This window comes from Methanobrevibacter acididurans (genome assembly GCF_046197875.1).
In the GTDB taxonomy this organism is placed as follows: Archaea; Methanobacteriota; Methanobacteria; order Methanobacteriales; family Methanobacteriaceae; genus Methanobrevibacter_A; species Methanobrevibacter_A acididurans.
Genome location: NZ_CP166991.1, coordinates 175,328 through 201,758, shown reverse-complemented (window position 1 = coordinate 201,758; position 26,431 = coordinate 175,328). Strand labels below are relative to the sequence as shown.

25 protein-coding genes are annotated in these 26,431 nt (G+C 28.8%); 13 read left to right on the top strand and 12 right to left on the bottom strand.

What is annotated here, in order from left to right; translation table 11 throughout:
* Positions 1-305 precede the first annotated feature (305 nt).
* The 9 genes from mcrA to ACA135_RS00930 all read right to left on the bottom strand — a co-directional run bounded on the left by mcrA (position 306) and on the right by ACA135_RS00930 (position 10,083).
* On the bottom strand, positions 306-1,964 hold the full coding sequence (gene mcrA / locus ACA135_RS00970; RefSeq protein WP_409198451.1) for a coenzyme-B sulfoethylthiotransferase subunit alpha: 1,659 nt from the start codon (positions 1,962-1,964) through the stop codon (positions 306-308).
* Position 1,965: 1 nt separating this feature from the next.
* A complete protein-coding gene (gene mcrG, locus ACA135_RS00965; RefSeq protein WP_409198450.1) occupies positions 1,966-2,739 on the bottom strand; it encodes a coenzyme-B sulfoethylthiotransferase subunit gamma in 774 nt (257 codons plus the stop codon).
* Between the two features lie 2 nt (positions 2,740-2,741).
* Positions 2,742-3,338: a methyl-coenzyme M reductase I operon protein C gene (mcrC, locus tag ACA135_RS00960; protein ID WP_409198449.1), complete on the bottom strand. Its 597-nt coding sequence runs from the start codon at positions 3,336-3,338 to the stop codon at positions 2,742-2,744.
* Positions 3,339-3,378: 40 nt separating this feature from the next.
* Positions 3,379-3,834 carry a methyl-coenzyme M reductase operon protein D gene (gene mcrD / locus ACA135_RS00955; RefSeq protein ID WP_409198448.1) on the bottom strand — a complete coding sequence of 152 codons (456 nt, stop codon included), beginning with the start codon at positions 3,832-3,834 and terminating at the stop codon, positions 3,379-3,381.
* A gap of 70 nt (positions 3,835-3,904) precedes the next feature.
* Positions 3,905-5,233: a coenzyme-B sulfoethylthiotransferase subunit beta gene (gene mcrB / locus ACA135_RS00950; RefSeq protein WP_409198447.1), complete on the bottom strand. Its 1,329-nt coding sequence runs from the start codon at positions 5,231-5,233 to the stop codon at positions 3,905-3,907.
* Between the two features lie 789 nt (positions 5,234-6,022).
* A complete protein-coding gene (gene mmp10, locus ACA135_RS00945) occupies positions 6,023-7,270 on the bottom strand; it encodes a methyl coenzyme M reductase-arginine methyltransferase Mmp10 (protein WP_409198446.1) in 1,248 nt (415 codons plus the stop codon).
* A gap of 54 nt (positions 7,271-7,324) precedes the next feature.
* Positions 7,325-8,425 (bottom strand): metallophosphoesterase, encoded by a 1,101-nt coding sequence (locus tag ACA135_RS00940; RefSeq protein WP_409198445.1) that lies wholly within the window; start codon positions 8,423-8,425, stop codon positions 7,325-7,327.
* A gap of 92 nt (positions 8,426-8,517) precedes the next feature.
* On the bottom strand, positions 8,518-9,429 hold the full coding sequence (locus ACA135_RS00935) for a methanogenesis marker 7 protein (protein ID WP_409198444.1): 912 nt from the start codon (positions 9,427-9,429) through the stop codon (positions 8,518-8,520).
* A 99-nt stretch (positions 9,430-9,528) separates the two neighbouring features.
* The gene (locus ACA135_RS00930; protein ID WP_409198443.1) at positions 9,529-10,083 is read right to left on the bottom strand and encodes a hypothetical protein; all 555 of its coding nucleotides are present in this window, start codon (positions 10,081-10,083) and stop codon (positions 9,529-9,531) included.
* Between the two features lie 161 nt (positions 10,084-10,244).
* On the opposite strand from ACA135_RS00930, the gene comB reads away from it, so the two are divergent.
* From comB to ACA135_RS00900, 6 genes are all read left to right on the top strand, one after another.
* The gene (gene comB / locus ACA135_RS00925; protein ID WP_409198442.1) at positions 10,245-10,931 is read left to right on the top strand and encodes a 2-phosphosulfolactate phosphatase; all 687 of its coding nucleotides are present in this window, start codon (positions 10,245-10,247) and stop codon (positions 10,929-10,931) included.
* Between the two features lie 205 nt (positions 10,932-11,136).
* On the top strand, positions 11,137-12,306 hold the full coding sequence (locus tag ACA135_RS00920; protein WP_409198441.1) for a TraB/GumN family protein: 1,170 nt from the start codon (positions 11,137-11,139) through the stop codon (positions 12,304-12,306).
* A 151-nt stretch (positions 12,307-12,457) separates the two neighbouring features.
* A complete protein-coding gene (locus tag ACA135_RS00915; protein WP_409198440.1) occupies positions 12,458-12,676 on the top strand; it encodes a DUF1922 domain-containing protein in 219 nt (72 codons plus the stop codon).
* Positions 12,677-12,710: 34 nt separating this feature from the next.
* Positions 12,711-14,057 (top strand): hemolysin family protein, encoded by a 1,347-nt coding sequence (locus ACA135_RS00910; RefSeq protein WP_409198439.1) that lies wholly within the window; start codon positions 12,711-12,713, stop codon positions 14,055-14,057.
* Between the two features lie 53 nt (positions 14,058-14,110).
* Positions 14,111-15,052 (top strand): calcium/sodium antiporter, encoded by a 942-nt coding sequence (locus ACA135_RS00905; RefSeq protein WP_409198438.1) that lies wholly within the window; start codon positions 14,111-14,113, stop codon positions 15,050-15,052.
* Between the two features lie 176 nt (positions 15,053-15,228).
* Positions 15,229-16,170, top strand: coding sequence for a calcium/sodium antiporter (locus tag ACA135_RS00900; protein ID WP_409198437.1), 942 nt, complete (start codon positions 15,229-15,231; stop codon positions 16,168-16,170).
* A gap of 20 nt (positions 16,171-16,190) precedes the next feature.
* Here the strand turns inward: ACA135_RS00900 and ACA135_RS00895 are convergent, their stop codons facing one another.
* Positions 16,191-17,039, bottom strand: a complete 849-nt coding sequence (locus ACA135_RS00895; RefSeq protein WP_409198436.1) for a TIGR00269 family protein — start codon at positions 17,037-17,039, stop codon at positions 16,191-16,193.
* A gap of 352 nt (positions 17,040-17,391) precedes the next feature.
* Between ACA135_RS00895 and ACA135_RS00890 the strand changes: the two genes are divergently transcribed.
* Positions 17,392-17,697 carry an MTH1187 family thiamine-binding protein gene (locus ACA135_RS00890; protein WP_409198435.1) on the top strand — a complete coding sequence of 102 codons (306 nt, stop codon included), beginning with the start codon at positions 17,392-17,394 and terminating at the stop codon, positions 17,695-17,697.
* 108 nt (positions 17,698-17,805) lie between these two features.
* Here ACA135_RS00890 and ACA135_RS00885 read toward each other — a convergent pair whose 3' ends face one another.
* On the bottom strand, positions 17,806-18,915 hold the full coding sequence (locus ACA135_RS00885; protein WP_409198434.1) for a DegT/DnrJ/EryC1/StrS family aminotransferase: 1,110 nt from the start codon (positions 18,913-18,915) through the stop codon (positions 17,806-17,808).
* A gap of 185 nt (positions 18,916-19,100) precedes the next feature.
* Here ACA135_RS00885 and ACA135_RS00880 point away from each other — a divergent pair, with 185 nt between their 5' ends.
* The 5 genes from ACA135_RS00880 to cofG all read left to right on the top strand — a co-directional run bounded on the left by ACA135_RS00880 (position 19,101) and on the right by cofG (position 24,454).
* Positions 19,101-20,294, top strand: coding sequence for a tRNA (guanine(10)-N(2))-dimethyltransferase (locus ACA135_RS00880; protein WP_409198433.1), 1,194 nt, complete (start codon positions 19,101-19,103; stop codon positions 20,292-20,294).
* A gap of 648 nt (positions 20,295-20,942) precedes the next feature.
* Complete coding sequence (locus ACA135_RS00875; protein ID WP_409198432.1) at positions 20,943-21,422, top strand: Lrp/AsnC family transcriptional regulator; 480 nt, start codon at positions 20,943-20,945, stop codon at positions 21,420-21,422.
* Positions 21,423-21,722: 300 nt separating this feature from the next.
* Positions 21,723-22,661 carry a GTP cyclohydrolase MptA gene (gene mptA, locus ACA135_RS00870; RefSeq protein ID WP_409198431.1) on the top strand — a complete coding sequence of 313 codons (939 nt, stop codon included), beginning with the start codon at positions 21,723-21,725 and terminating at the stop codon, positions 22,659-22,661.
* A 185-nt stretch (positions 22,662-22,846) separates the two neighbouring features.
* Positions 22,847-23,299: a DUF2120 family protein gene (locus tag ACA135_RS00865; protein WP_409198430.1), complete on the top strand. Its 453-nt coding sequence runs from the start codon at positions 22,847-22,849 to the stop codon at positions 23,297-23,299.
* 126 nt (positions 23,300-23,425) lie between these two features.
* Complete coding sequence (cofG, locus tag ACA135_RS00860) at positions 23,426-24,454, top strand: 7,8-didemethyl-8-hydroxy-5-deazariboflavin synthase subunit CofG (RefSeq protein WP_409199058.1); 1,029 nt, start codon at positions 23,426-23,428, stop codon at positions 24,452-24,454.
* Between the two features lie 20 nt (positions 24,455-24,474).
* Here the strand turns inward: cofG and ACA135_RS00855 are convergent, their stop codons facing one another.
* On the bottom strand, positions 24,475-25,236 hold the full coding sequence (locus ACA135_RS00855; protein WP_409198429.1) for a class I SAM-dependent methyltransferase: 762 nt from the start codon (positions 25,234-25,236) through the stop codon (positions 24,475-24,477).
* 354 nt (positions 25,237-25,590) lie between these two features.
* On the opposite strand from ACA135_RS00855, the gene psmB reads away from it, so the two are divergent.
* Positions 25,591-26,211 (top strand): archaeal proteasome endopeptidase complex subunit beta, encoded by a 621-nt coding sequence (gene psmB / locus ACA135_RS00850; protein WP_409198428.1) that lies wholly within the window; start codon positions 25,591-25,593, stop codon positions 26,209-26,211.
* Positions 26,212-26,431: the final 220 nt, after the last annotated feature.

The window sequence follows — 26,431 nt, the reverse complement described above, 5'->3', positions numbered from 1 at the left end:
ATAGAAATGGTTTTACATTTTTTTGTATTATTTTTTTTAAATATTTGAAAGGAAGTTTAACCTCATTGAAAACATTTTTTGATTTATTTGAATATAGGATAGTTTAACCTATACTTTATATCTATATAAAAAAGTTTAATATAAGCTTTACTAAAAAGTTTTTAGATAAACAATAAACATTAAACCTTATTTGATAATTATTAAAATTGATTGTAATTTAATTTTTTAAAATAAATCTGGAAAATTAAGAAAAAAAATAGGTGTTTAATTAAAAACACCTATCTTAGTCTTTAAATATTTCGTGTTTATTTAGCTGGAATGATGACAGATCTTTCACCATCAGGTTCGAATTCTCTTAAAGCACCTTTAGCAAATTCAGAACGTACAGCACCGAAGTCAAATGTTAAACTTGGGTCAGCAAATGCGATTTTAACTAAAGCGTTAAATGCAAATGCATCTTTACGTGCTGAGTGAGGAGCTTGAGCAATACCTGCGTATTCACCTTGGTGACCTACATTCATTGCGTAGTTAGGGTAGTTTGGTCCTCTCATTTCAATTGGTAAACCTTCGTCGTTTCTTATAGAGAATACGTTAGCTGCACCACATTGATCTTGTAAATCGAAACCATAGAATCCTAATCTGGAATGTTCTTCTTTATGTAAGTACATGGATAAGTACCAAGCACTTAAACCAGTTTGACCATTACCAGTAGCAAATGCAGTAGATATACCAGATGCTGCGGAAATAACAGATGCTCTTTGAGAACCACCGAAGTGAGTTTCAAGTAAAGCAGGATAGTCTTCGTATTGTTCTAATGCATAGAATGCAACTTCAGAACCTACATCAAGAACGGTATCCATGTTATTAGGAGCTTCACATAATCCACCATATTTGTCTTCTACATATTCTTGTCCATAGTAAGAGAAGTCATCTAAGATATTATCAGTATATGCTGCTGTAGCATATTGAGTGAATCCTACTCCACCAGACATGTAAGAACCTAACCAGATTTGATCGTAAAGTGCAGCACCTAATGCTACAACTTCTAAGGAGGAACGAACAGGGTCATCTGGGTTAGTTCTACTACCTTGTGCAATATCTGCCATGAATCCGAATGGAATACCACCGACTTCATTTGCAGCTCTTGCTCTTCTTACAGGTAAGTAAGTACCCATGTTTATAACTTCTGCGTGTTTAGATGCGTAAGCGAAATCACCAGTTGCACCTTCACCAGCACATTGGTTGTAAGCAGAAATCATAGACATACCGATTTGCATAGCAGACCAACGAGAGGTAGTACCTCCATCACAAACTCTTCCTACAAGGGAAGGAATTCTAACTGCTTGCCATACTGCAGAACCTACTTCTTTCTTTAAAGCTTCAGCTTGTTCTTCAGGGAACATTTTATTAATGTCTAAAACGAAGCAATCATCAATTTCATCTGCTAATTCATCGTCTCCAGTGAATACTTTTACATAACTGTCTGCTACTAACATAGGGTTGGTTTCAACCATATGTTCTTGAACAATAGCTCCACCAGGCATTGCGTGGTTTACAGTTTCTAAGTAATTAGTAATTGTTTCTGGAGTTACTTCCATACCTAATCTTTTTTCAAGAACTGTGTGTGCAGTGTTTAATCCTACAATAACAGTTCTTCTAATGTCATCCCAAGCTTGTTGAATAGCTGCGTTGTTTATAAAGTGTAAATCGTCACCTTCAACAAAAGTATCAGTTGTGGATAATTGGTAAGACATTAAAGCTCTTTGACCAAGAGGGGAACCAACGTCTGGATTGTACATTGGGATTCCTCTCTTTTTAGCAATTTCTTCTCCTTCTTTAACAAATTCAGTTTTTCTTTCAGATTGTCTCCAACCACCTAAGTTATAAAAAGTAGTGGTTCTGTCGGTAGGATCTTCTTTAAACTTTTTTGTTAAAGCTTCCATGAACTTTTTATCTGCTGCCATATTATTCTACCTTCTTGTTTCCAAATATTTCTGGGTTGTATGCACCTATAGATCTAGATACGTGAATGTTTTGACAAACTTTTACAGCATCTTTATCTTCTCTGTAGGAGTCACCGTCTCTTCTGTAGATGGTGGTTTTTTGTTTTAAGGTTTCTTCATCTATAGGTTCACCTAAAATTACAGGTTCATCTAATTCAATACCAATTTGGTTTTTAACCATTTCGACTTTTCCGGTTTTTTTGTTAAAGATTTGTCTTCTTAACATATCAAACATCATACCGTCTTCGTCGAGTCTTAAAGAGTGTCCGTGTACACTTTTACCTCTGATTCCAGTTCTAGCTGGATCGAAGTATTCGTTTTGTAAGATTTCTTTAGATAATTTTTCTAAATCTCTTTCACGACATTCTATAATTTGACGACCAGATAAAGTACCAGTATCTACACCTCTAAATCTGTTTACGTAAGATCTAGCTCTTAAGAAAGGTTGAGCTGGAGCGAAATACATGGAATCAGCGAATTGAATATATCTTACTCTGTCCCCTGCTTTAGCACCATCAATAGGTGTTACAAGTTCTCTAATAATATCATCAGGCTCATCCATTTCTTCTAATGGTGGGTGAACACTTTTATATTCTTCACCTGGAGCTCTGTGACCTAAAATTTTTACTACATCTTCATCAGATATTTCACGTAAAACTTCAAGATCGTTTGTTGGATCCATAAATTTACGTCTATTTTCTGCAACCTGAGAAGTTCCTGGATAATATTGTACCATAATCATACATCTCCTAATCCTATTTTGACTTTTCTAATAATCTCATCTAATTTTTCCTGAGGAGCTGTTTCTCCTCTGATAACACCACTAATAATTCCCACAACAGTGCCCTTGGTTTTAACTTCACTAGGCATAACCTTTAAAGTTTTAACACCAATTTTTGCAAGGTCTTCAAAATCAATAGGGTATTCACAAATAATAACACAAGGTTTATTAACATTTCTTAAAATTAATCTTGCTTTGTATATAATATGATTTTTAACTCCACCTAAATGCACAACAAGTAATTTATATTGACTCATTTGCTCAATCTCTTTATGGGTTAAACCAAAAAGGCTTCCACCACTAGCAGAAGGAGCATCACGAGGAACACCTGAACCTGCATCTAAGATAATAGTACTAGTTAAAAGATTAGATTCACGAAGTGCAAATGTGATTTCACATACAGGTTTGGTAATGTGACGTCTACCAGGAGACATAGCTACTGCAACAACATCACTTCCACATTGAGCGAAAGTTCCTCTTTGAGCAATACCTCCACCTTCACCAAGACCTCTAGTTTCTCGACAATCCACAACATGACTTTTTCTTCCAATCATAGTTAATCACATTTATAAAATATTAATTTTTATTTAAATTTTAAGAATTATTAGTATCTTTTTTAATTAATGAAACACTTTCTGAAAATTTTGAGTGTTGATCAGTCATTCCGATTAATTCATCAGGCATATCAACATTCCCATACTTCATATCATCAGTAACAGTTCTAGACTTTCTGATGTATTGTTCTCGATTAGTGTTAATATCATAACCAAAAGGAAGATGTTTACCACAAATTTCATCAATTAAATCGATTGTTTCAGTGTTTCCCAATTCAATCCATATACGACCAGTTTTGACTTTTAATTCAACTTCTTCACCATTTATGGTGATGACTCTGCGATCTCCGTATTTACGTTCAAAATCATCTAAAGGTGGGAATCTTGGTCCATGAATAACTGTTCTTTTTACATCATCTAATGATTCAATTTCATTTAATAATTTTTCGGTAGTGTCTGAACCGAGTATTCTGAAAGGGAATATTTCTATATCCATTTAATTACCTCTGTGTTTTTTATTTTAATAAATTAGAATTTTGATGAATTTTTAAAAATTCATAGATTACTTAGATGTCTCCTTTGATTTCGTCAGCTGCTTCTGCAACGTATTTTAAAGGTTCACGGAATTCATCAAATGAACTGTATACTTCTTTAATAAGTCCAGAGGTTTTTTCTGGGCTGAAAAGTTGAGTACCTGCATCTAAGGACATTGCAGCTACTACTGGTGGAATACAGAATCCTTTACTGTGTCTGGTTACAACGTGGTTACCGTTGAAGATACCAGGACCTCCTCCTCCGTAGATGGAGTGACTGAAGAAACTGAATCCTACAGCTACACCTTCTGCTCTACCGAAGTCAAGACCAGGTAAACCAGTTGCAAATTCTATGTTATCGTTGAAGTATAATAAGGTACTTGGAATACCTTGAGCAGCTCTTGCTGCACCAACGTTAACCATAACAGCAGCGATGGATCCAGCAGCACAATATGCGTTCCATTTTGCTACATCGTCAGTTTTGTATAATTTGAAACCGTTTAAATCTTCTGCTTCAGATATAACATTGTCGCCAATAGCTTTGTCAACTGTTGCAGCTACAACATTACCAACGTTACCTTCTGCATTTTGTTTAACAAGATCTAATACCATATTATCAGCGTTTAAACCTTGGTAAGCTAAACCTAATAAGTGTAATCTTTCGAATGCACCGATTGCATCTCCCATTTCGAACATAGCAGATTGTTCAAATATAGAACAAAGAGCAGTTCCTTGTAATGAGTTTTTAAGAGTTGCAGCTACGAAGTGGTTTGCACCAATATTTCTTAATGCGTAACCTGGTCCTTCGAGTTTTTGTGGTACATCTAACATAGTTGCAATGTTAGCTCCCATGTAATCTACAGATTGTGGGTATCTTCCTAAGATTGCAGCTTTTACCATGTTACCATCGTAGATGCTTACATCCATGTTTTCAATAATGGATTGTGTTAAAGCAGCTGCGGTAGCTAATGGGGATACAGAGTATTCTGCAGCACAAGCTAATCTTTTGGTTGGAATTTGTACTTTTAATCTTTTACCACCAGAGATAGGTTCTACTAATGTGTCGTCTCCTTCGTCTACTTGGATCATTTTCTTTAAAGATGCTCCAATAGCGTCAGCGTTTCCTACTAAGTCGAGATCCATTTCTCTTCCTAGAATCTTGGATTTGTTTCCTCCAACAGATCCAGTTTTTAATGCGTTTTCGATACCTTCTAAGTTAACTGCTACAGTCCGTTTTACACCTTGAATAATTTTTTGTATTGCAGGATTTCGTAGTGGACTTAGAGCTTCGATAGGTACATCAGATGATACTAATGAACCTCTTTCGTCGTATAAATCGACTTTATCATCAAACTTTGCCATTTTTTCCCTCCTAATTTAATAGAGTTACTAATATACCACTCTCTCAAACAGTTTTATGTAAAATATGTTTGAGGTGAGTAAGCTACAAAGCAAGTATTGCAATAGCCAGCTATTTGGTATACGATTTTATCTTTGAATAAGATATAATATAAATATATTTTTTAGAAAGATTTAGTAAACTTTATTAATGATAAGTTAAATTAAGTTATATCTTATTATTGGGATAAAAAGTATTACTAATTTTTTTTAAAAGAAGAGAACTTAAAACTGAAAAATTTAATAGAACAAAAGATTAAAACATGAAAAATCAATGGTAAAATTAAAACAAAACTTATACTAATTTAAATGAGAGAATTTAAGTAAAATACTTTAAAATATTTAGTTAAGTTTTTTAAATTAAAAAAAATTGAAATCTTATAATTTAATTGAAAAATTTTTAACATTACACTATGAAATTTATATAATAATCTAAAATAATCTTAAATTTATAAAATTAATTTTAAATATTCTTCAATTATTATAAACTTTCAAACGTTTTAAACACAACGAAAAATAATAAAAAAATTTATAAAAGTAATAAAAAATGTTTTGAAAAATAAAAAACAATAAAAAGAGCAAAATAAAAAAAAGATTTAAAAAAACCAAACATTAAAACTAAAAAGGTTAAATAAAGGAGATTAAAACCTAAAAACCCTTAAGAACAAGCCCAAACATTAAAACACTAAAGAATATAAGAAAAAAATAGAATAAGAAAAAATAAAAAGTAATACTGAAAAAATAAAAAAATAGTTAATTAGGTTTCATCCCAAAGAAGTTTATAGCATCAATTAAATCCCTAAAAGATTCTAATTCTTCCATAATAACTTCTTCCTCAGTAAAACCACTACTTAACTCACCATCAACACTTAAAGTATCTGGTCCTCTACCAACAACACGTTCAACACCATCACGTGAAAATATATCCTCAGCAACCTTGTCATGAACAAAACTACGACCTGGGATAATAACAGAATCTTTAACCTGACTTAAATCAACAGATTCAAAATCTTCCTGAGTCATTAAACAAGCAATCTCTTTATTAGTACCAATAACATTAACACTATTAGCACCTATCTTTTTAAAGACTTTACTAATAAATGGTGCAGCTAACTTACTAGTAATAATAGTTGCCTCACCAGTAACATCTTTAAGAAATTGTAAATACTCCTCATTACCATCACGAGCAATAATAAATGGAGCATTAATGCTAGGATCACCTAAAGGAGTTCCAGTCACCCTTAAATTATACTCATTATTAATTTCCTGAACAAGTGATGAAAACTCATCAACACTTTGAGAGTTAACATCCTCAACAATTGGAGAATTACCTAAAATAAGGCCCTGATTAGTACTATTAGCAAATCTCATTAAAAGTAAAGCTTTAGCACCCCAAGATTCTAAAGATTCACAAGTTTTACGTAAAACTTCACCATCATTCACACCAGGAATAATAACACTTGCCGCATAAAGATTAGCACTTTCAGCGAAAAGTTTAGCAGATTCAAGAGAAGCCTCAGGACTAGGATCCTTAACCCATTCCTTACGTAAACCAACATCATTAGCAAATAAAGTAAAAGTAACCTCATCAACACCAAGATCCATTAATCTTGAAGCCATCTTAGAATCATCAATTCCTTTACCACTAGTATAACCAAGATGTGATTTAAGACCAAACTGATTAATTCCACCTACTAATTCTTCAAGTTGAGGATAACAACTAACATCTCCACCACCAGAAATATTCACTTTAATCTCCTTATCACTTGTTTGATTCATCATCATAGCAGTTTGAATCTCATTCATAACAAGAAATGAAGGTTTAAACTCAGAACCTGTCTCACAAACACCTTCACCACAATGTTTACATCCCACAGTGTTTGGAGAACAGTACCTACAACCTAAAGGTTCAATAGGTTTTACTTTACGAAAATAACAATATTTACAAAATCCTCTACAATCTTTTCCAGGAATTCCACCAACATCAGCTACTATTTGCATAAGAATCTTTTATATAATTTCTAGTTAAAATAAATAATCCCTCAAAAAAAAGGGTTATGGTTTTATTTTTTTTGGTATAAGTTTTAATAAAACCATTTCACTATTTGTCCCTAAACGTAATGGTGGACCCATAGTACCTACACCAGTAGATACAGATAAATAACTTGTTTTATCCCCTTGATTATTAATAAATAATCCTTTACAAAATGGGAAAAACTTTCCCACCCATAAATTTGCAGGATAAAATTGTCCACCATGAGTATGACCAGATAATTGAATATCAAAACCATATTTTATAAAATCCTTCCAATGATCCGGAGCATGATAAACCATTATATTATTAGTTTCAGGATTAATATTAAATTGATTAAATGATTTTTGAGGGTTTGTGAAACTATAATTTAAACCATATATAGTTAAATCTTTAAATGTGCAATAATTATTATTTAAAATATATATTCCAGCATTTTCACAAGCAGAGTAAACTTTCTCTATTCCAGGGTAATAATCATGATTTCCAGGTGTGAATATTACTGGTATTTTTATATTTTTAAATTCATTAAAATCCTCTTTTCCTATACTTGTTGATCCATCAGCTAAATCTCCACTAATTATTACTAGTTGAGCTCCTTTATCTGCTAAGTAATTAATTTTTTCAACAATTTTTTTAAGTAATCCTTGGTTTCTATAAGTTCCATAATGAATATCAGATATATGGATAATGTTTAGTTCTTCTTTTAAGTTTTCAATTTCTAATTCATATTCTATGACTTTTATTTTATGAGCATTATAATAGGCATAAAATCCTATTAAAAACACCACAAGATATATACTAATTGTTATGATTTTAGGTATTATTACAAAATAGGAAATTAAGTATAAAATTATCATTATAAATAAGAAAATAAGAGATGGCCATTTCCATGATTCTAAAACTACCATAATAGAACGTGTGAATTTATTAGAATTATATAATTCAATATAAGAAGATATTAAAGTTAAAACACATACCCCTAGACTTATAAGTATAATTATATTATTATTTGGACTGCCAATCAAAGCCCACATAGCTTTTAATAAAAAATAATTATAAAAACTCAAAACAATTGAGGGGAAAACTGAATTAAAAATATAACGTTTCTCTAAATCTTCCATAAATAACACCACAAAAAAATATATAATTAAAAATAAAAAAGAGTATAAAAATTCTAAAAAAAAATATAATTAAAAATAAAAATTTTTATTTTTTAAACTAGTGAACTTTCATTTAAAAGACGAACTAAAATATAATCATACATATGAGATTTTTCAACACTAGCTATATCCTTTAATTTTTTATCATCAATCATAACATTTTCAATGACTTCATGATATTTATCATAATCTAATTTAACACGTAAACCACTAATTTGACTAGTTACTGGTGTTGGACTAATTACTTCGTGGATTGCTGGAACTTGAGATTCAATCTCATTTTTCACAAGTATGCTTGGGAATAATGGAGGGTCTTGAGCTAAATCTTTCTTCAAAATTGTTAATTGATCTTCAACAACATCAACTAATCTTTTTAAAGCTCGAATATCAGGTCCTCGTTTTAATCTACGAGGTATACGACCTAAACCTGAAACATAAGCATCGGCTCCAGGTAAATCTTCTAAATCTATTTCTGGAGATCCTGTAACAATAACTGGTATGTCTATATCATCATAAAGGAAAGATTTATCAATAATACAATCTTTAAAACTTCCAAGGGCAAAAATAGCTATATCATGTTCCTCAATTAAATCTTTTTCAATTTCTGAAATTCCTGAGGTACCTTTACCATGACCACGAGCTAAACCAATCATATTATCTTTTGCACCATAACGACGTAAATATTCACTAATATCACATGCTGCATGAGGTAGGTGATGTCTTGCAAGAGTTGGAGATACAATAGCAATTTCAGTTCCTGCCATAGGTGCAACTGTTATTTCACCAAGAATTTCTTTAGCTTTTTCTTTAACCTTATCAACATCTTCCATTGGAACAGCCATGTTAATGATTAATTCCATTTGTAAAACGTTTTCTTGAAGAATAAACCCGCCTAAATCTTCAATGAGTTCTTTTAATTCTTCGCTTCTATGAACTCCACCTTCATATGTTAATGTTTCATACATACTATTAAAATCTCCCTAAAAAAAATTTTACTATTAAATTACTGATAATTATTATATAATATATTATTATATTAAAGGATATAAAAATTTTTTTAAAAATTAAATATTATTTAATATAATATTATACCGTATAACTGCACGTTCTAATGGATTATTAGATACATTAGAATGTGAAGGTACCTTAATTAATTTACAATCCTTATCTTTTAGACTTATTTTATTTGAAAGGTAATCTGGATAAATTACAATATTATAATCAGTATCCCCATCATTTATTATATTAAAACCTAAATCTTCTACAATGTCTTTTAAAAAATTTGAGTATACTTTAACATTAATGTCTTTATTCTCATGGCGTATATTATTTAAATTCCTTATTATATTATAAGCATCACTAGAATTTTTAAAAATTTTTTCTATATTTTCCCCATCAATATTTGTTCCAAATATTTGAGATATTTTATTAATTGATTCTTTAATTTGTTTAAATGTGTTTAAACTTATATTTATAGAATCCATATTAGTTTCTCTATCAGCTAATACTATTGCTATATCCATATTTTCTTCTGTATCTGGAAACTTATTTACAGTATAGTCACATATACCTGCCCATAATACAATTTTTTCACACATTGGAGTTACAACTATTTTCATATTATAAGTTCACGACCTAAAAAAGATAAAATAAAAATTTTTCATAACTAAATATTATTATAAAATAATTTTTCTTTTTTAAAATACTTTATTGTTAAATATTATTTAATTCTTATATATTAATAATTATTAATATAAAAAAATTTTCAAAGGAAAAAATAATGAAAGTCACATTAAGTCTTGAGAAAACCCAAAGTAAAGATGTGAGTATTGTAGTAGATGCACTAAGAGCAAGCGCTACAATGACCACAGCATTCAATAACTTTAAAAAAGTAATACCCTCATTCACACCAGAAGAAGCAAGAAAAATTGCAAAAACGGAAAATGCAGTACTTGCAGGAGAACGATTAGGGAAAAAATTAGATGGATTCCAAATAGGAAATTCCCCCGAAAAAGTTGAAAATTACAAAACAGATAAAGACACATTAGTCCTAACAACAACTAATGGAACAAGAATAATGGAAGCAATGAACTCAACTGTATTAATAGGTAGCTTTATAAATGGAAAAGCAGTAGCAAAAAAAGCAGTTGAAATAGCAACCACCCACATAGACCTAGTTATGGCGGGGAGAAAACATAACTTTGCCTTAGAAGATTACCTTGCCTGTGGTGAAATATTATACTGGATAAAAAAAGAATTAAAAAGTACAGATGAAATAAGTGAATATGCAATAGGAAGCATCCTTGCATCAAGAGATGAGGAAAACTTCAAAGAATCAATACTAAACACACACTCAAGTCAAATCCTAAAAAAATTAGGACACACAGAAGACATAACCTATTGCATGCAAAAAAATATAACAAATAATGTAGTAATGTATAAAAATAATAAATTAGAATTAATCTAAAAAAAAATAAGTTTTATATACTTATAAAGATATTATTTAAATAGTTAATAAAATAAAACATAAGAAATTAAAAATTTTTCTAATTTTATAAAAATAAATAATACCACCCTCATAATTTTTTATTTTGAATTAAAAAAAATAATAATAAGTTTTTATAAAAAAAGAAAATATAATTTAAAAAAAAGATTTTTAAGAGTTTTTACCTATGAAAAGAGAATGTTTAACAATAATTGGAACAGCTCACGTATCCTCAGATAGTGTGGAAGAAGTTAAAAACACTATCTATGAATTACAACCAGACGTGGTTGGAATAGAATTAGATTACGGACGATACGATAGATTAATGAAAGAAAGAGCTGGACTCGTTGATGATGAAGAACCAATCCACCTTAAACAAATAATAAAAGAAAACAAAGTAGGATTATTCTTCGCAACCACCATACTCTCATATATTCAAAACAAAATCGGGGCAAACTTAGATGTTAAACCTGGTTCTGAAATGATAGCAGCAGCAGATGCAGCAAATGATTTAGGAATAAAAATCGCCTTACTCGATCGTGACATAAACATAACACTTCAAAGAACCCTCAACAATATGAGTTTTTGGGAAAAACTCAAATTCCTCTTCAGCACAGTAACAAGTTTCTTCTCAGGTGAAGATGAAACTGAAGAAATAGACATTGAAGAGTTAAAAAACGAGGAAACCTTAGAAGAAGTAATGGAATATTTCCAAGAAGTATCCCCTGGAGCTTACCATGCCCTCGTACAAGAAAGAGACGCATACCTTGCAAACAGTATACAATCTATTGAAGAAGATAAAGTAATAGCAGTTGTAGGTGCAGGACACCAAGAAGGAATAAATCGTTACTTAGACAATCCAGAAACAATACCACCAATTAGTGAAATAACCAATACTGAAAAAAAAGGTGGAATACCATGGCTTAAAATAATCTTAGCAATAATACCAATACTATTCGTTGTGATATTTTTTCTTGCATTTATAAAAGGTATTAAAATTGAATGGAACATAGCAGAATTCATTATAATCAGTATGATAATGGGATTTGTAGGATCCATATGTAGTGGTAGTAAAATCCAATCTGCACTGGTTGGAGGAGTAGTTGCACCATTAACAATAATCCACCCATTACTTGCAGCAGGATGGTTTAGTGGTTTAACTGAATTAAAATATCGTAAAGTTCGTAAAAAAGATATTAAAAACTTAAATGATATTAGTTCTTTAAGAGATTTATGGAATAATAATATATTCAGAGTATTACTTGTAGTGATTGGTACTAATTTAGCTGTAAGTATAGCAACACTTGTAATCCTTCCATCACAAGTATTCATACCATTATTCTTTAAAATATTCTAAAAAAAAATTTTTAAATTAAACCCTTCCTTATTTACTACTTTTTTTATAATTTACTATTAATCAATACTTTAATTAACTTCAACAACAAAAGTAAATATCATAATAATATAATAAAAATTTAAAAATTATTTGAAGGAGAAGACTTAACAAAATGTATCTTATCTTTCGCTGCGGATGTGGCAGAGTCTTATATGCAAAAGAAGGTGTAAAGACAAGAAAATGCACTTGTGGAAAAACTATAAAAGTTAAAGAGAGAAGAATCTTTAAAAAAGTTGAAACACAAGCAGATGCAGCAGAAACCGTTCGCCAAATGCAAGAAGACATATATGGTGGTACAGGTTTTCAAAAAGCTAGTGATTTAAAACACTAACAAAAATTAAATATTATAAAAGGTCAGAAGAGAAATGAGTTATTTTATATACTTAGAAATTTTATTCATAGCCATTTTAATCTTATTAAATGGTTATTTATCTATGGCAGAGATTGCCATTGTGTCGTCTAAAAAAATTACATTACAAAAATATGAACAAGATGGAAACAGAAACGCTAAAATCATTTTAGATTTTTTAGAAGATCCAAACGAATTCTTATCAGCAATACAAATTGGAATCACATTAATTGGAATATTAACAGGGGCTCTTGGTGGAGCAACACTTGCAGAACCATTAGCAGCATCCATAAATCCTTACATTCCATATGCAACACCATTATCATTTTTAATAGTTGTAATAATTACAACCTATTTCAGTTTACTTATTGGTGAAATTGTCCCAAAACGTATTGCACTAAATGATCCAGAAAAATCAGCAATGAAAAGTGCAAAAACAATGCACTACATGACAACCATTTGCAAACCATTAGTAAAAGCTATAAGTGGATCAACCAATTTCTTATTAAAATTAATAGGTTCCAAACCAACTGAAGATGATGTAGTAACACAAGATGAAGTTAAACTATTAATCGCAGAAGGTATAGAAGACGGAACCATTGAAAAAGAAGAAGAAAGTATAATTAAAAGAGTATTCCGTTTAGATGCACAAAAAGTCGATATGATAATGACCCCAAGAAATGAAATCATATGGATAGATTTAGAAGATGATTTAGATGAAATCCAAGAAAGAATCATTGACAGTAAAAGATCCATATTCCCAATTGCAGAAGGAGAACTAGATGATTTCCTTGGAGTAATACAAGCTAAAGATGTACTAAGCAGTATATTTAAAAAAGACAAAATGGAACTTAGAAGAAACATTAAAGAACCATTAGTCATTCCAGATCAATTACCATCAATGGAATTATTAAAACAATTTAAACAAAACAAAGAATATGTGCACATGTCACTTGTTGTTGATGAATTCGGAACATTAGAAGGATTAATCACATTAAATGATTTACTTGAAGGAATTGTAGGAGACATTCCAGGTATTGATGAAAATAATGATCCAAAAGCAACTAAAAGAAAAGATGGATCTTACTTAATAGATGGTAGATATCCAATAGATACTTTTGCTGAAATATATGATTTAGAAGATGAAGATTTCCCATCAGAAGAAGATGATTATTACACAACACTTGCAGGTTTCATATTAAGTTTCACAGGAAAAATCCCTGAACCTGGTGACATATTCCATTGGGAAGATTTCACATTTAAAATATTAGCTATTGATGGACACCACATAGACAAAGTACTTGTAATTAGAGATAAAAATAAAAAAAATAATGAAAATGAAGAAGAGGAAGAAGAAGATTAAAACCCTATTTTCTTTTATCTCTTAAACATAACCCTTAATGGAGTTTATCAATAATGATAGAAATGATAATACAAATAATCTTACTAATTGTAGGATTCCTATTTTTAATAAAAGGTGCAGATTACTTCGTAGACGGTGCAAGTAGCATAGCGAACGTACTGAAAATACCAACACTAATTATTGGATTAACAGTCGTAGCATTCGGTACCAGTGCCCCTGAAGCAGCAGTAAGTGTTGCAGCAGCATTAAGTGGAAGTAATGCAATAGCAATAAGTAATGTAGTAGGAAGTAACATATTCAACATACTATTAATACTTGGTTTATGTTCACTTGTTGCAACAATGAAAGTGGATCCTAAATTAGTCAAACAAGACTTACCTTTCCTTTTATTAACAAGCATTCTTTTAACAGGTGCTGTGTTTTTAACTTGGCAAATCAGCAGATTACTTGCATTAATATTTTTAATATTAATCATAGCTTATGTTGTATACTTAGTTTATAATGCTAGAAAATCAGAAGAAGCTAAATTTGTTGAAAAACCTAAATACTCATTAATTTTAAGTATTGTGATTGTTATAGTTAGTTTAATAGCTATTGTTTTAGGTGCACAATTAGTTGTAAATAGTGCTAAATTCATTGCATTAAGTTTAGGTATGAGTGAAACCCTTATAGGATTAACAATAATTTCAATAGGAACCAGCCTACCAGAATTAATAACCAGTTTAACTGCAGTGAAAAAAGGTGAAAACAATATTGCAATAGGAAACATTGTAGGAAGTTGTTTATTTAACATACTTTTCATATTAGGTTTAAGTGGATTCATCCATCCAATAACCGTTGGTCATGATATGATTGTTGATTTATGTGTAATGATACTTGCTACAGTACTTTTATATGTTTTCTCATATTTAGATGAAAAATTAGATAAGAAAGAAGGAATAATTTTCCTCATATTCTTTATAATTTATATGGCATTTATAATAATGAGAAACTAAAAATTTTAAAATTAAAACAACCCCCCCCCTTATTTCTTACTTTTTTTTAGATAAAAATTATATACTATAAAAATTTAATAATTGTACAGGAAAAATATAGAACAAACGTGTTTTTCTAAAAAAATTTATATTAATCATATGAATTTTTTTTATATTCCAAAAATGGAGTTTATCAAATGATAGAAATCATCATACAATTAATAATACTAATTGTAGGATTCTTGTTTTTAATAAAAGGTGCAGATTACTTCGTAGACGGTGCAAGTAGCATAGCAAATGTACTAAGAGTACCAACACTAATTATTGGTTTAACAGTCGTAGCATTCGGTACCAGTGCCCCTGAAGCAGCAGTAAGTGTTGCAGCAGCAATAGATGGAAGTAATGCAATAGCAATAAGTAATATTGTAGGAAGTAACATATTCAACATACTATTCATATTAGGTATATGTGCTCTTGTTGCAACAATGAAAGTTGATTTAAAATTAGTTAAAAAAGACATGGTCTTTTTAATTTTCACAAGCTTACTATTAACTGGAATATTATACTTTACCTGGCAAATAAGTAGAATAACAGGATTAATATTCTTAATACTCATAATATTATATGTATTATATTTAGTAAGAGATGCGAAAAAATCAAAAGAATCAACAAAAGTTGAAAAAGCAAAATATTCCCTACCGAAAAGTATCATAATATCCATAATAAGTTTAGTGGCAATAATAATAGGTGCACAATTAGTTGTAGACAGTTCAAGATATATTGCATTAAGTATCGGTTTAAGTGAAACCCTTATAGGATTAACAATAGTATCAATAGGAACCAGCCTACCAGAATTAATAACCAGCCTAACTGCAATAAAAAAAGGTGAAAACAATATTGCAATAGGAAACATTGTAGGAAGTAACATATTCAACATACTATTCATATTAGGTTTAAGTGGACTCATCCACCCAATAACTGTTGGATCTAGTATGTTAATAGATCTTATTGTAATGTTAATTGCAACATTCACACTATACATATTCTCTGCAGGTGACAGAGAAATAGATAGAAAAGAAGGAATAATATTTATTGCAATGTTCATTATATATATGGCATTTATAATAATGAGAAACTAAAAAAAATAGGGATTTATTGTTTATTTTAATAAATCAATAATTTCACAAGCTTTACAAATTTTACCAGATGTTGGTTCGCCACAAAGTTCACATTCATTTAAAACAATAGGAACCGGTGAATCAAAATCTAAATCTTTTTTAAAAGATTCCATAACTTTTTCTTTAACCCCAGGATTTTCATCTTCAGCAAGATTAAGAAATTCTTTAATTTTAGCTCTTAATGAAAGATTACTATATGGGCATTCAGCAAAATGAATTTCAATCCCATTAAGAACACCCCACATCCCAACCTCTTTTTCCGGTGTATTCCATAAAGGTTTAATACGTGGAACAAGTTTAGGGTGAATACGATTTAATTTTGGACCGAATTTAGAAAATTTCACATTATCCCCACGTGAAAAACTCATTAAAAATGATTGAATTTCATCATCAAGATTATGGCCAGTAGCAATCTTATCTGCACCCCAATCATATGCTGTTTTATTTAAAATATTTCTACGAAAAACTCCACAAGGTATACATGCACTTTTAAAGTTAGTATAAATATCATCTAAATTAAAACCTTCTTCCTCATTAAAAGACTTCTGAATAAGTGGCACATCTAATTTTAGAGCATTATCTATTGCAGAGGTAATACCTTCTTGGCGATAACCTTTAATACCTTCATCAACACTAATTGCAACTAAATCAAAATCAAGTTTGGTTTGAAATTCTTTTAATGCATAAAGGGTTAATACACTATCTTTCCCTCCAGATAATGCTACAGCTATTTTATCTCTTTCTTCGATTAATTTATAATCAGTGATGAGATTATTTATCCTGTTATAAATTTTTTTATTAAATTCATCTTTTTGAAGTGTTTCTGCCATTATTAATAATTCCCATATTTTTTTTATAAAAGATGGCACTGTCAAAAACTTAGTTGATATTTGTTTTCTCGTTTTTATGTACGAAAATTTTGGTTAAAATTTAAATCAATGAAATAATGATTTTTTAATTCTATGAGTTTTTGTAGTACTAATTAATAATAATTCACCTTAACATGTAAAATTAAGCTAATATATTAATTGTACGATACTTAAATTAAAATTTAAACATTATTATATGAAAAAAATATAACTCCTAATATTTTTTAAAAAATAATATCAACTAAGTTTTTGACAGAGCCTAAAAGATATATTGTTAAAAGTTTATATCTTTTTAATTATATATCTATAGTCTATGATAACTTGTGATTTTTGTATACTTCCCGTTGGGAATGATGGAACTGAATGTAAGGAATTCGTAACAGCTGCAGTACAATCTATTAAAGATTCTGGCCTAAATTATCAGTTAACTGGTATGGGTACTTTAATAGAAGCAGAGTCTTATGATGAATTATACAAAGCAATAAGTAAAGCCCAAGAAGCTGTTTTTAAACAAGGTATTAATCGTGTCTACACTGTTATTAAAATTGATGATAGAAGAGATTTATCCAACAGAGGATTAAATGATAAGGTTAATACTGTAAATAATATGTTAGAATAAGAATTATTTAATTTTAAAAAATAATAATTAAAAAAAGTGGAGAAAAGGGATTTTAACATTTATATATTTTTATGAATTTTCTCCATTATAGATACTTTAAACTTTTTTTTATTCAAATTTTTGTGAACCTTCACGTACAACTTTAATAATTGTATCTAAATCTTGTGTTGTTAAGCTTGGGTGAACAGGTATTGAAATTACGGTACTTGCAATTTCTTTTGTTACAGGTAAGTCTTGTTTATAACCTAATTTTTCATATAATGGTTGTTCATATAATGGTATAGGGTAATGTATTCCATTTCCAATTCCATTTTCATTAAAGAATTCAACCCATTCATCACGTTTTTGTGCACTTACTCTTATTGTGTATTGATGGAATACATGTTTTGAACCTTCACGTACAAATGGAGTTGTTATGCCTTTTAAATCTTTTAATCCTTCAGTTAAATATTTTGCATTATTAATTCTTTTTTCATTAAAGGAATCGATTTTCTTTAATTGTTCAAGACCAATTGCTGCGCCTATATCAGTCATACGGAAATTGTATCCGATTACATCATGTTTATATTTAACACTACTACCATGAGCACGATAAATTCTAGATTTTTTAGCTAATTCTTCATTATCAGTAGTGATCATTCCACCTTCACTAGTGGTCATGTTTTTAGTGGGGTAAAAACTGAAACAACCCATATCTCCAATACTTCCAACTTTTTCATCCCCATTATATTTTGCCCCATGAGCTTGTGCTGCATCTTCAATTACAATTAAATCATTATCTTTTGCAATGTCACATATTGGTTTCATATCTGCTGATTGACCAAATAATTGAACTGGTAAAATGGCTTTAGTGTTTTCTGTTATTGCTTCTTCAATTTTAGAAGGGTCTAAGGTGTAAGTTTTAGGATCTATGTCAACAAATACTGGTTTTGCTCCAGTGTATAATACAGAATTTCCAGTAGCTACAAATGTGAAAGGTGTTGTGATAACTTCATCGCCTGGTTTTAAACCTGCAGATAACATTGCTACATGTAAAGCAGCAGTTCCTGAATTTGTTGCTACTCCATATTTTGCACCTACATATTCTGCGAATTTTTCTTCAAATTCTTTCACTTTAGGTCCTTGAGCTATCATTCCAGATTTCATCACATCTATTACTGCATTTATTTCCTCATCACCTATTATAGGTTTAGCTATAGAAATTTGATTATTTGCCATAATATTTATTCTCCAAGTTTTTTCTTAAATTTTATTTATTTTTTTTTAGAATTATGATTTTGTTATATAAAAAGTTATAAATTATTTGTACTTAAATAAATTATATTAAGTTAATATTTGTTTTTATTTTATAAAAATATTTTCAGGAATTAAAATTTAAAAAATTAAATTAATATGTGATAATGATGGTTGAAAATTTAGAAGAAAAAGAATTAGAATATAGTGAAGATGATTTAAAAATTATAAATGAAGGTTTAGTTAAAATTGAATTTCCAGAATTCGATAAGGTATCATCAGATGCTCCTGTATTCTATAATCCTCGTATGGAGTTTAATCGAGATACTTCAATTTTAGCTATTCAAGCTTTCCAGAAAATCTTAAATCATAATGTGGATATTTGTGACGTGTTCGGTGGAAGTGGAATACGTGGTGTTCGTTACAAAAAAGAGATAGATAATATTGGAGATGTTAGTGTTAACGATATTAGTAGTTTAGCTAATGAATTCACTAAAATCAATGCCGATCTGAATAATGTGGATATTAATATTTATCAAAAAGAAGCTAGTGTAATGTTACGTAATCATAGGGGAGAATTTGATATTATTGATATTGATCCTTTTGGTACACCTTCTTATTTTGTTGATTCTGCAGGATATAGTATTAAACGTAACAGTTTATTATGTTTAACTGCAACTGATACTAGTGCACTTTGTGGTACTTATAAAGAACCTTGTATACGTAAGTATAATGCTAAACCATTTAAAAGTGAATATTGTCATGAGAATGGTATACGTATTCTTGCAGGTTTTGCAGCTCTTACTTTAGCTAAGTATAAAAAGTATATCACTGTTTTAATGTCACATAGTAGTGAGCATTATATGAGAATGTATTTATATATTAAAAAGGGTTCACGTGCTACTGATGAATCCTTAAAGAATATTGGATATATGGCTCATTGTAAAAATTGCCTACATCATGAACCTATTTATGGTTTAGCTAGTAATATTCCTGAAAATTGTCCTATTTGTGGAGGGAAATTAACTATTGCAGGACCAATGTGGTTAGGTGAAATACAAAATAAGGAATTTATTCAAGAAATGATAAGTATTAGTGATGATAAAGAGTTAAATACTAAAGATGATGTTTTAAAACTTTTAAATACTTGTTATAGTGAAGCTGAAACTCCTGTTGGATTTTATGATATACATGTAATCTGTAGGAATCTTAAGGTTAGTGCTCCGAAATTAGATAAAATATTAGACACTCTTAAAAATAATGGTTATATTGCAGTTAGAACACATTTTTCACCTTTAGGAATTCGAACTGATGCAAGTATTGAAGATATTAAAAATATTATTTTAGAACTTTTAAAAGAATAAAAAAAAATTTTAAATTATTATTAATTATATAATTTATTCTTCTTTTTTGATATTAGTTAATAAGATAAATATAAAATTATTAAATTAATTCAAACCAAAAAAAATTATTCAAAAATCTTTATTTTTCCAATTTTTAAGCAAATTTAATATGTTTTATTCAATATTATGATTTAAGAGTGAAAAAATTCTTTTAAAGCAAAATAAAAGTTTTTATATTAAAGAACAAACTAAAAAAAATTTAATAGATTAATAATAAAAACTTATAAAATTATAATAAACTATTAAATTCTATGAAAAAAACATAAAAATAACCTATTTTTTCAAAATAAATTAAAAAAATTACAAAAAGAATCCAAACAATTTAAAACACCACAACACTAATTAAAAACAATCCAAACTAAAAAAAAACAAAAAAATAATATTTAAAATATAAAAATATTAAGAAACAACAATCTAAAAACTTAATAAAACAAGGAAAACTTAATAAAAAAACTTGAAAAAAACTCAAAATAAAAAGTTTTATAAAACATTAATACTAATTATAAAATAATAAAATTAAACAAATGTTTTAAATTTTTCTTGAACAAAATTTATAGAACATTAAATTTAATATAAATTTATTACATAAAAAAACGAGAGGCTGTAAAAATGGTAAGTGATGTTAACGATGAAATTGTTAAATTAGATGACACCGATGTAAGAATATTAAAAATAATAAACGACGATGTAAGAATATCATACAGACAAATATCCCGTGATTTAGGAATATCTGTAGGTACCGTACATAACCGTATAGATAAAATGGTTAAAACTGGTGTTATAAGTAAATTTGCACCAATCTTAAGACATGATAAACTTGGTTTCACCTTAACCAGCATTGTAGGAGTTAAAGTTAAAGGTGGAAAATTAGAAAATTGGGAAAACAAAACAGCATTCAACAAAAACGTAGTTGCTATCTATGATGTTACTGGCGAATACGATGCATTTTTAATTGCAAAATTCCGAGACACATCTGAATTAGATCATTTCATTAAAGAAATGTTAAAAGAACCAGGTATTGAAAGAACATACACACAAACAGTGTTAAATGTTGTAAAAGAAGATATGGGTTCAGCTAACATATTATAAAAAGAATCAAAAAAAATAATTCAATGCATAGAGAATATTATTTAATATAAATCACCATTGAATTATCTAACTGATTTTTTTTTAAACTGATATAAATAATAATTAGAAATTTAAAAAACTTTTAGTTATTATTTATATTTATTTAATTAGAATCTAAACAAACCATAAAAAAATATAGATAAATAAAAGAATACCAATTAAGTAAATAAAAAAAAAATTAAAATAATCTTTAAAAAAAAATCTATATGATACAATATCACTTAGAAAAGATTATTTTACATAAAATTAGAGGTGTAGAATTTGGTAGTTTGTTTCCCAGACACTCAAGATGACACACCTAGAATTCCTATAGAATTAAGTCGAGTAGGAGTTACAGGTGTAAAAAAACTTTTAAAATTAGATAGAGGTAAAAAAAGACCAATAATATTATTACCAACATTTGATGCTTTCGTTGATCTCCCAAATGATCAAAAAGGAATTCATATGTCAAGAAATCCTGAAGCAATTAGTGAAGTTATGGAAGAAGTCATTGAAACAAGTAATTTCGAAGTAGAATCAATTTGTGCAGAAACAGTTAGTAAAATGCTTGAAAAACATACTTACTCTACAAGAGCAGAAGTAAGAATGATAAGCGATTACATGATGATGCGTAAATCTCCAGTAACAGAAAAACCAACACAAGAAATGACAAAACTTATAGCAAAAGCTGTAGGAACACGATCCAAAGACGGTAAAATCACAATACGAAAAAGTATAGGTGCTGAAGTAGTTGGAATGACAGTTTGCCCTTGTGCACAAGAATCTGTAATGGAAGCAGATAAAATAAAACTATTAGAATTCTTAGATGAAGAAACCACACAAAAAGTTTTAGATACCGTAACATTCGCATCACACAACCAAAGAGGAGTAGGAACCGTATTAATAGAAGTTCCAGAAAACCAAACGGTTAAAGGAGAAGAAATTATAAACCTCATTGAAAATTCAATGAGTTCCCCAGTCTGTGAACTCTTAAAACGTCCTGATGAAAATGCAGTTGTAATGAATGCACATGAAAAACCAGTCTTTGTTGAAGATGTAGTAAGAAACATGATTGAACAAATCTTACAAAAATTCTCATATTTAGATGACGATACATTAATAACTGCAAGACAAGTCAATCAAGAAAGTATCCATAGACACAATGCTTTTGCAGAAAGAATTGCAACTATGGGTGAATTAAAAGAAGAATTAAACTTCTAAAAAAATAATAAAATATTAAAAACGTGGAGTACAAACACATTACTACTAATAAATGTACTCCATTTTTTTTAAAACTTTTTTTTAAAAATTTTAAACAAAACCAAAAAATATATAATAAAACCTTTTTCTTTATAATATTATAAAAACTATATAAATATAATAAAATGATTTAGAAGTGAAAAATTATGATAGATTTAAAAGTACTTGCTGGAGACGTAATGGGTTATTATAAAGCATTTCAAGGCTCACGAGCAGCATTTGTTAGTGATGATTTATTAATAGTTAGAGGAAAATCCACACTAAGAGATTCATATAAAACAATGCCAGAAAAATTAGATGGAATAATGAAATTCTTCGATGGTGAAGAAATTGATTTAAATTCAGAAAAAGCAAATGAATTCATAGTAACTGCAGATCAACACATAAGATCTGAAGTAGAAATTTCAACTGGAACTGATACTAATGGATTAAATCGTATGAAAAAGGATTATGAAGCATTAGGTGCTGATGTTGAAATGAAATTATTCGCAATCCATGGAGTAGATATACTAGTAACCACTTGGAAAGATAAAAATGATATGGGTCCAATGTATGTTGAAACAGTACTATCAAAAATAGATGATACAGAAATTGTCTAAAAATAATATAAAAATTTTTTAATCGGTTCTATTATAATGATAAATCCTAATATTTTAAATAAAACTTTAAGCAGAAAAGACATAGTAACTCTCTTAAACACAAAAGAAAACGATATTCTTGAGTTAATGAAGATTGCAAATACCAGAAGCACTAATAAGATTAGTTTTAGTAAAAATGTTTTCATCCCCTTAACTGAAGTTTGTAAGAATAATTGTGGATACTGTGCATTTAAAAAGGATCCATTAAATCCTGATACTATAATCCTTAAAACACCTGATGAAGTTTTAAAATTACTCATGGAAGCTGAGAAATTTAATTGTAAAGAAGCATTATTTACAATGGGTGAAGATGCAGATACTGAAAAGGCAGTGCAGGATAAATTAAAAGAATTAGGTTATTCTAATATGGGAGATTATATTTATAGTATCTGTAAAATGACTTTAGATAAAACAAGCCTACTTCCACATACTAATGCTGGGAATTTTTCATATGAAACAATGCAAAAGTTAAAAGAAGTGAATGTTTCAATGGGTATGATGCTTGAGAATGTTTCTCCTCGTTTAATGGAAACTATTGCACATGAAAAAAGTCCAGGTAAAGATCCTAAAATTAGGTTAGAAACTATAGAGAATGCAGGTAAACTTAAAATTCCTTATACTACTGGATTATTAATTGGAATTGGGGAAACTAAAGAGGAAATTGCAGAATCTTTACTTGCATTAAAAGATTTACAAGATAAATATGGTCATATTCAAGAGATTATTATTCAAAATTTCACAACTAGTCCAGGTATTGAAATGTGTGATTATAGTGAACCTTCCTTATTAGATATGATTAGAACAGTTTGTGTAGGTAAAATAATTTTTAAGGATGAAGTTAGTATACAAGTTCCACCTAATCTTAATCTTGAAACTAATCAAATATTTTTACTCTGCGGAACTGATGATTGGGGTGGTGTTTCACCTTTAACTGATGATTATGTAAATCCTACTAGTCCTTGGCCGACTTTTAATCAATTGGAAAGATTAACCATGGATGCAGGTTACAAGTTACAAGAAAGATTAGCAATTTATAAAAAGTATATTACCCCTGAATATTTAAATGATAATCTTTTAGATAAGGCTAGTAATCTTTTAAAAAGTATAGAAAAATAAAAAATTAAACTTTATTTTTTTTAATCTATTTTTGCATCAACAACAATATGCCAAACACCTGGAGAATATTTTTTAATTTTAACAATGTTTAAAACTGTAACTTTTCTACTTCCAGCAATTTCTCGAATACGTTCTACTGGTCGAGTGTTAATTAATTTTTCAGGTACTGTTTCATGATAATGAAGGATTCCTCCTTTTTTCAAACTATTTATAGCAGGTTTTAAATAATGATGTGTGGTTTTAACATAACCCATAATAATCCGATCAGCCCTAAAGTTTTGGATTTCATTTGCACAATCACCTAAAATTGGATTAACTCTCATATAACCAGCTTTATCATTTATTTTATTTAATTTAATATTTTCTAATAAGTACTTGTAACTGTTAGGGTTAATTTCAATAGCATTAATTTGTTTAGCCTTACTTAAAACTGCTATTGGTATTGTGAAATAACCTATACCTGCAAACATATCACAAACAACTTCACCATCATCAACAAGTTTAGCAATCCTTAAACGTTCATTATTATTCCCTTTAGCCCACATAACTTTACTTAAATCAAGTTTAAAATAACACCCATTTTCTTTATGAATTGTTTCAGTTGTATCCCCTATTAAAACTTCAAGGCTAGGTTCTCTCATTTGACCAGAAATAGATTTAACTTTAACAATAGATTCAACATTATACTTTTTAAGTAATGATTCCAAGTACTCCTTGTCCTCTTTTGTTTTAGGTGAATTCTTATCTAAAATTAATATTTTACCAATTTTTTTATACTTCAAAAGAAACATTTCCCCATTATAAAAATTTTTTCTATATTATTTATTATAATGAAAATTTATATAAATAAACTATTAATTCAAAGAGTAATTAGAAACTATTATATATTAGATTTTACAAACTAATCTAAAGTTAATGTTTAAGATTTTAATAAAACTAAAGTTAACTCAAAATATATTTATACATTAATTCTAATTTTATTTTAATTAATTCATCGTTTTTATTTTAAGACAATAACTATAAAAAGCATGAAAGTACTAATTTTTAGTTAGAATAAAATTTTTAGAAAATTAATAAATCAATTTTATATAAAAAAAATATTTAATAAACAATTTTTACTCAGAGGTGTATTTTAAATGAGTGATGAAAAAATCTTAAAAGGTACAACTACTGTCGGAATCACCTGTAAAGACGGAGTTGTTTTTGCAAGTGAAAGAAGAGCTAGTATGGGAAATTTAGTAGCTCACAAAGTAGCTGAAAAGATATTTAAAATAGATGATAATATAGCTACAACTATTGCAGGATCAGTAGCTGATGCTCAAAATTTAATGAAAGTTATAAGTGCAGAAGTTTCATTATACAAATTACGAAACGGAGAAGATATGAATATAGAAGCTGCTGCAGCAGTAACATCAAACATTTTACATTCCACCCCAGCTTATGTGCAAATATTACTTGGTGGAGTAGATGAAGATGGAGCATCTATTTACTCATTAGATGCGGCTGGTGGTATGATTAAAGATACTTTCATATCAACTGGTTCTGGTTCAACATTCGCATACGGTGTTCTTGAAGACCGTTACACTCCAAAATTAACCACAACCCAAGGTATAGAATTAGCTCTTAGAGCTATTAAAGCAGCTACTGAAAGAGATGTTTACAGTGGAAATGGATTTTTAGTAGCAACCGTCACTAAAGATGGTTATAAAATGTTAGATAAGAAGGAAGTTGAAAAGAAAGTAAAAAAAATCAGTTAAAATAAAAAAATAATTAGAAATACAGATTATTTTTATAAATTTTTATATTAAAAAAACTATTTTTTACATATAACAGTGTGAAATAGAAGTATAATAAAAGTGATAAAATAACACGATTAACAATACCCTAAGATTTTATTATTGTTTTATCTTTTTTATCCACTCTTTTTTATTAAATTAAAATAAAAATCACCCTTTTTACATTAAAAAGAAAGAATTA

What these genes read in the sequence shown, in the direction of transcription:
- mcrG (WP_409198450.1), bottom strand. Translation starts at nt 2,739, where the DNA reads ATGGTACAATATTATCCAGGAACTTCTCAGGTTGCAGAAAATAGACGT.
- cofG (WP_409199058.1), top strand. Translation starts at nt 23,426, where the DNA reads ATGAAGATTGCAAATACCAGAAGCACTAATAAGATTAGTTTTAGTAAA.
- mcrD (WP_409198448.1), bottom strand. Translation starts at nt 3,834, where the DNA reads ATGGATATAGAAATATTCCCTTTCAGAATACTCGGTTCAGACACTACC.
- mcrB (WP_409198447.1), bottom strand. Translation starts at nt 5,233, where the DNA reads ATGGCAAAGTTTGATGATAAAGTCGATTTATACGACGAAAGAGGTTCA.
- ACA135_RS00940 (WP_409198445.1), bottom strand. Translation starts at nt 8,425, where the DNA reads ATGGAAGATTTAGAGAAACGTTATATTTTTAATTCAGTTTTCCCCTCA.
- ACA135_RS00895 (WP_409198436.1), bottom strand. Translation starts at nt 17,039, where the DNA reads ATGGCAGAAACACTTCAAAAAGATGAATTTAATAAAAAAATTTATAAC.
- mmp10 (WP_409198446.1), bottom strand. Translation starts at nt 7,270, where the DNA reads ATGCAAATAGTAGCTGATGTTGGTGGAATTCCTGGAAAAGATTGTAGA.
- ACA135_RS00915 (WP_409198440.1), top strand. Translation starts at nt 12,458, where the DNA reads ATGTATCTTATCTTTCGCTGCGGATGTGGCAGAGTCTTATATGCAAAA.
- ACA135_RS00935 (WP_409198444.1), bottom strand. Translation starts at nt 9,429, where the DNA reads ATGTATGAAACATTAACATATGAAGGTGGAGTTCATAGAAGCGAAGAA.
- psmB (WP_409198428.1), top strand. Translation starts at nt 25,591, where the DNA reads ATGAGTGATGAAAAAATCTTAAAAGGTACAACTACTGTCGGAATCACC.
- ACA135_RS00900 (WP_409198437.1), top strand. Translation starts at nt 15,229, where the DNA reads ATGATAGAAATCATCATACAATTAATAATACTAATTGTAGGATTCTTG.
- mcrC (WP_409198449.1), bottom strand. Translation starts at nt 3,338, where the DNA reads ATGATTGGAAGAAAAAGTCATGTTGTGGATTGTCGAGAAACTAGAGGT.
- ACA135_RS00885 (WP_409198434.1), bottom strand. Translation starts at nt 18,915, where the DNA reads ATGGCAAATAATCAAATTTCTATAGCTAAACCTATAATAGGTGATGAG.
- ACA135_RS00875 (WP_409198432.1), top strand. Translation starts at nt 20,943, where the DNA reads ATGGTAAGTGATGTTAACGATGAAATTGTTAAATTAGATGACACCGAT.
- ACA135_RS00930 (WP_409198443.1), bottom strand. Translation starts at nt 10,083, where the DNA reads ATGAAAATAGTTGTAACTCCAATGTGTGAAAAAATTGTATTATGGGCA.
- ACA135_RS00890 (WP_409198435.1), top strand. Translation starts at nt 17,392, where the DNA reads ATGATAACTTGTGATTTTTGTATACTTCCCGTTGGGAATGATGGAACT.
- ACA135_RS00905 (WP_409198438.1), top strand. Translation starts at nt 14,111, where the DNA reads ATGATAGAAATGATAATACAAATAATCTTACTAATTGTAGGATTCCTA.
- ACA135_RS00865 (WP_409198430.1), top strand. Translation starts at nt 22,847, where the DNA reads ATGATAGATTTAAAAGTACTTGCTGGAGACGTAATGGGTTATTATAAA.
- ACA135_RS00880 (WP_409198433.1), top strand. Translation starts at nt 19,101, where the DNA reads ATGGTTGAAAATTTAGAAGAAAAAGAATTAGAATATAGTGAAGATGAT.
- ACA135_RS00910 (WP_409198439.1), top strand. Translation starts at nt 12,711, where the DNA reads ATGAGTTATTTTATATACTTAGAAATTTTATTCATAGCCATTTTAATC.
- comB (WP_409198442.1), top strand. Translation starts at nt 10,245, where the DNA reads ATGAAAGTCACATTAAGTCTTGAGAAAACCCAAAGTAAAGATGTGAGT.
- ACA135_RS00920 (WP_409198441.1), top strand. Translation starts at nt 11,137, where the DNA reads ATGAAAAGAGAATGTTTAACAATAATTGGAACAGCTCACGTATCCTCA.
- mcrA (WP_409198451.1), bottom strand. Translation starts at nt 1,964, where the DNA reads ATGGCAGCAGATAAAAAGTTCATGGAAGCTTTAACAAAAAAGTTTAAA.